At 75.8% G+C, this 4262-nt stretch carries 6 protein-coding genes and 1 pseudogene; 5 read left to right on the forward strand and 2 right to left on the reverse strand.

Annotated features, from left to right (window positions below):
• Positions 1-151: pseudogene (locus Q6969_RS16280) on the reverse strand (Asp23/Gls24 family envelope stress response protein); the annotation flags it as partial.
• Between the two features lie 216 nt (positions 152-367).
• On the opposite strand from Q6969_RS16280, the gene Q6969_RS13495 reads away from it, so the two are divergent.
• The 5 genes from Q6969_RS13495 (at position 368) to Q6969_RS13515 (ending at position 4080) form a co-directional block, all read left to right on the forward strand.
• Entirely contained in the window at positions 368-991 is a 624-nt protein-coding gene (locus tag Q6969_RS13495) for an RNA polymerase sigma factor (RefSeq protein WP_317230899.1), read from the forward strand.
• The gene (locus tag Q6969_RS13500) at positions 988-1626 is read left to right on the forward strand and encodes a hypothetical protein (protein WP_317230900.1); all 639 of its coding nucleotides are present in this window, start codon (positions 988-990) and stop codon (positions 1624-1626) included. Before Q6969_RS13495 ends, Q6969_RS13500 begins: the two co-directional genes overlap by 4 nt.
• Positions 1623-1976: a hypothetical protein gene (locus tag Q6969_RS13505; protein WP_317230901.1), complete on the forward strand. Its 354-nt coding sequence runs from the start codon at positions 1623-1625 to the stop codon at positions 1974-1976. Before Q6969_RS13500 ends, Q6969_RS13505 begins: the two co-directional genes overlap by 4 nt.
• 61 nt (positions 1977-2037) lie before the next feature.
• On the forward strand, positions 2038-3312 hold the full coding sequence (locus Q6969_RS13510) for an FAD-dependent oxidoreductase (protein ID WP_317230902.1): 1275 nt from the start codon (positions 2038-2040) through the stop codon (positions 3310-3312).
• Positions 3313-3423: 111 nt separating this feature from the next.
• Positions 3424-4080: an NUDIX domain-containing protein gene (locus Q6969_RS13515; RefSeq protein ID WP_317230903.1), complete on the forward strand. Its 657-nt coding sequence runs from the start codon at positions 3424-3426 to the stop codon at positions 4078-4080.
• On the opposite strand, the gene Q6969_RS13520 is transcribed toward Q6969_RS13515, so the two are convergent.
• Positions 4077-4262: hypothetical protein (locus Q6969_RS13520; protein ID WP_317230904.1), on the reverse strand; the 186-nt coding region annotated here is incomplete at its 5' end. The two genes, Q6969_RS13515 and Q6969_RS13520, sit on opposite strands and share 4 nt — an antisense overlap.

Consider the following 4262-nt stretch of genomic DNA (forward strand, 5'->3'; position numbering starts at 1 on the left):
GGTCGTGGACGCCGGGGACCTGGCGGGCCGCGATGCCGGCGACCTTCTCCACCACGCCGTCGGCGATCGTGTTCCTGCCCGCTGCGGAGCCGGCGGGGGTGTGCTTGGCGGCGGCGCGGCTGGAGGCGGTGGCGGGGGTGACGTCGGTCATGTGGTGCTCCTGATGGTGGATGGGGCGCGTCCCCGAGGGGATCGCGGTGCCGGCTGGATGACCGGCACGTCAAGGAGACGGGCGGCGCCCCCGGCTCGTCCCGGACGTCCAGCGTTCCTCCAGGCGGGAGCGGCCGCCCTTCGCTCCGCGGCCACCGGGCGGTGCGCGGCGTGCGCTTTCCGGCCAGGGCGCGGATCGGCCCCGCGGCCGTCGGGCATGCTCGTCCCGGGGCACGGCCGGGAACGCGGCCGCGGACGACGACACCGGCTGGAGGCGATCATCGGCACCGACGAGGACCCGCTCCTCCACGCCGCCGACGCCACCCTCGCGTCGCGCGCGGCCGACGGCGACGTGCAGGCGTTCGCGCAGCTCGCCCGCCGGCACGGACCGCTCCTGCGCGTGTACGCGGCGCGCATCCTCGGCTCCGACGTGGAGTCCGACGACGTCGTGCAGGAGGCCTTCCTCACCGGGTGGCGCCGCCTCGGCGAGCTCGAGAGCCCCGCGGGCATCCGCTCGTGGCTGATCCGCATCGTCACGCACAAGGCCATCGACCGGATCCGCGTGCGCCGCCACCACGACGACATCGACGACTGGGATCCGCCGGCACCCGCCGCGCGCGACCCCGAGCGCATCGTCGAGACCCGGCTGCAGCTCGACGCGGTGTGGGACGCTGTCGGGAGGCTGCCGGACGACCAGCGGAGGTGCTGGCTCCTCCGCGAGACGGCGGGCCTCAGCTACCAGGAGATCGCGGACGAGCTCGACCTCCCCCTCTCCACCGTCCGCGGCCTGCTGGCCCGGGCCCGGCGGTTCCTGCTCCGCGAACTGGAGGCATGGCGATGACGGACGACGCGCGCATGCGCCCCGAGCCGCCCGACGACCTGATCGACGGGCGCACCATCGACGAGCTCGCGGACTACCTCGACCGCGGCCGCACGCCCGCCGACCCCGGCATCGAGGGGTCGGCCGCCTGCCGCCTCGCCCTCGCCAACCTGTCCCGCCTCTCCGAGCTCTCCGCCTCCGGCCTCCGCCGCGAGGCCGCCCGCGACCCCGACCGGGACGCCGCATGGATCTCGGGCCTCCTCGACACCATCGGCGCCGAGGTGCGCTCCGGCCGAGACATCCCCATCAGCCACCCGGACGCGGCGCTCCGCCTCACCCTCACGGAGGCGGCCGTGCGCGGCATCGTGCGCCGCGCGGGCGACAGCATGGGCGGCGTCATCATGGGCCGTTGCGTGCTCGACGGCGACGTCGGCACGCCCGGGGCGGTCATCCGCGTCGAGGTGACCTGCGCCATGGAGTACCCGATGCCGCTCGCCGGCACCGCCGACCGGCTGCGCGAGCGCATCCGCGCGGCGCTCGCCCGCCACACGGAGCTCACCGTTGGCGAGGTCGACGTGACCGTGGACGACATCCGCATGCCCGGCGACCCCGACGCCGCGGCCGACGCCGACCCGACCGAGGAGCCCCGCCGATGACCGACGACGCCGACCTGTCCCGCCGCCTGACCGCGGCCGTGCGCGCCGTCGACGGCGTGACGGGCGTCTACGCCGCGCAGCCGGTCCTCGAGGCCGCCGCCGTCGCGATCGTCGAGCGGCTGCGCCTGGAGGCCCCCGGCATGCTGGTCGACGTCGACCGCGCCGACGGCTCCGTGCGGGTCGCCGTGCACGTCGCGACGGCGGCCGACCGCCCGGCCGCCGACGTGATCCGCGCGGTCGGCGAGCGCGTCCGCGACCTGGTCGCGGCGGAGCCCGACGGGGACGGCACGGTGCTCGTCCACGTCACGGGCCGGCTCGTCGAGGACGCCGTCGCCTCCGGCCCCTCCTGACCGGCGGACCCGGACGCCCGGTCCCGGCCGCGATGTCGGACCCCCGCCCTAGGGTGAGCCCATGACCGATGCCTCCGGCACGACCCCGCACCACGACGTCCTCGTCATCGGCGGGGGGAACGCGGGGCTCTCGGTCGCCGGGCGCCTGCGCCGCCTCGGCGTCGCCGACGTGGCGGTCGTCGAGCCGCGCGGCACCCACTACTACCAGCCGATGTTCTCCCACGTCGCGGGTGGCACGGCGCGGGCCTCGCAGGCCACGCGGCCGCAGGGCTCCGTCACGCCGCGGGGCGTCACGTGGATCCAGGACCGCGTCGCCGACGTCGACCCGCACGCGAAGCACGTGACCCTGGCGTCGGGCCGCCGCGTCTCCTACGGACAGCTCGTCGTCTGCCCCGGCATCCAGAAGGACTGGGACCGGGTGCCCGGCCTCGTCGCGGCCATGGCGTCGCCCGTCGGCATCTCCAACTACGAGCACGCGTACGCGGCGAAGGCCTCCGCGGTGCTCCGCGACGTGCGCTCCGGCACGGTGGTCTTCACGCAGCCGGCCGGCCCCGGCACCTGCTCGGGCGCGTCGCAGAAGCCCATGTACCTGGCGTGCGACCACTGGCGCGCCCTCGGCGTGCTGGACGACATCCGCGTGGTGCTCGTCGTGCCGACGCCCACCATGTTCGGCATGCCCCTCATCGACGCGGAGCTCGAGCGCAAGGTCGCCGAGTACGGCATCGAGGTGCGCTACGGCCGGGAGCTGGTGGAGGTCGATCCGGTCGCCCGCACCGTGGTCATCGCGGGGGACGACCGCGCCCGCGCGCTCATGGGGGCCGACCGGCCGGCCCGCGCCGACGACGCCGACGCGGAGGTGCACCGCGAGACCCTCGCGTACGACGTGCTGCACGCCGTGCCGCCGCAGTCCGCGCCCCACTGGCTGGCGGGCACCGGCCTCGCGGCTCCCGGCGATCCCGGCGGCTTCGTCGAGGTCGATCCGCTGACCCTCCGGCACCCGCGCTTCCCGGACGTGTGGGCCCTCGGCGACGCGGCGGCCACCACCAACTCGAAGTCCGGCGGCGCCCTCCGCAAGCAGACCACGGCGGTCGCGAAGAACCTCGTCGCGGCGCGCGAGGGCAAGCCGCTGCCGCAGACCTACGACGGCTACTCCGTCTGCCCGTTCGTGGTCTCCCGCTCCACCGTCGTGTTCGCGGAGTTCGACGACCGGTACCGGCCGAAGCCCACGATCCCGGGCTGGAAGGGCCTCGCGAAGGAGCGCCGCATCACCTTCCTCGCCGACCGGTACGTGCTCCCCTGGGTGTACTGGAACCTGATCCTGCAGGGCCGCGCCTGATCCGCCGGGCCGCGTCGGCCGCCGGGTCGTCCGCCGGCCGCCGCCCGCCCGGCCGGCGGATGCGACCTGCGGCGGACGCGGCGCACCCGCTCCCTCCCCGACGATGGGAGCATGACGCGCCCCGGTGAGACCGTGCCCGACTCGCGGGGACGCACCGGCCTCCACCTCCGCGGGACCGACCTCGACCGCAACCCCGACGTGGTCGTCCGGCGCGTCGAGGTGACCTCCGACGGCTGGCACGTGCTCCGCCGCACCACCCTCGACCTGCGGCTCCGCGACGGGACGTGGCAGGCCCAGCAGCGCGAGACGTACGACCGGGGCGACGGCGCGACCGTCCTGCTCTACTCCGCCGACACGCACCGCCTCCTCCTCACCCGCCAGTTCCGCTTCCCCGCCTACGTGAACGGCCATCCCGACGGGATGCTCCTCGAGGCGGCGGCGGGCCTCCTCGACGAGGACTCCCCCGAGGACGCGATCCGGCGCGAGGCCCGCGAGGAGCTCGGCGTGGAGATCGTCGCGCTCACGCACCTCTTCGACCTGTTCATGAGCCCCGGGTCGGTCACGGAGCGCGTCCACCACTACCTCGCGTCCTACGCGCCCGCCGACGTCGTCGGGGCAGGCGGCGGGGTCGCGGAGGAGGGCGAGGACATCGAGCGCGTCGAGGTGACGCTCGAGGAGGCGCTGGCGATGATCGCGGACGGCCGCATCGCCGACGGCAAGACGGTGATCCTCGTGCAGCACGTGGCGCTGCACGGCTTCCCGGCCTAGCCGCGCTCGGGAGCCAGCCGCGCCTCGAGCGCGGCGAGCCGCTCCCGCAGCGGATCCGCGTCCACCGGCTCCGGATCCGTCCGCTCGTACGACGCCGCGAGCGCCCGCACCTCGTGGTGCAGCGTGCGGCGCACCTCGTCGTCCGCGACCGCGGCCAGCCGCTCGGCGAGGCGCAGCATCGC

It is taken from the genome of Clavibacter sp. MX14-G9D (assembly GCF_032917815.1).
In the GTDB taxonomy this organism is placed as follows: Bacteria; Actinomycetota; Actinomycetes; order Actinomycetales; family Microbacteriaceae; genus Clavibacter; species Clavibacter michiganensis_K.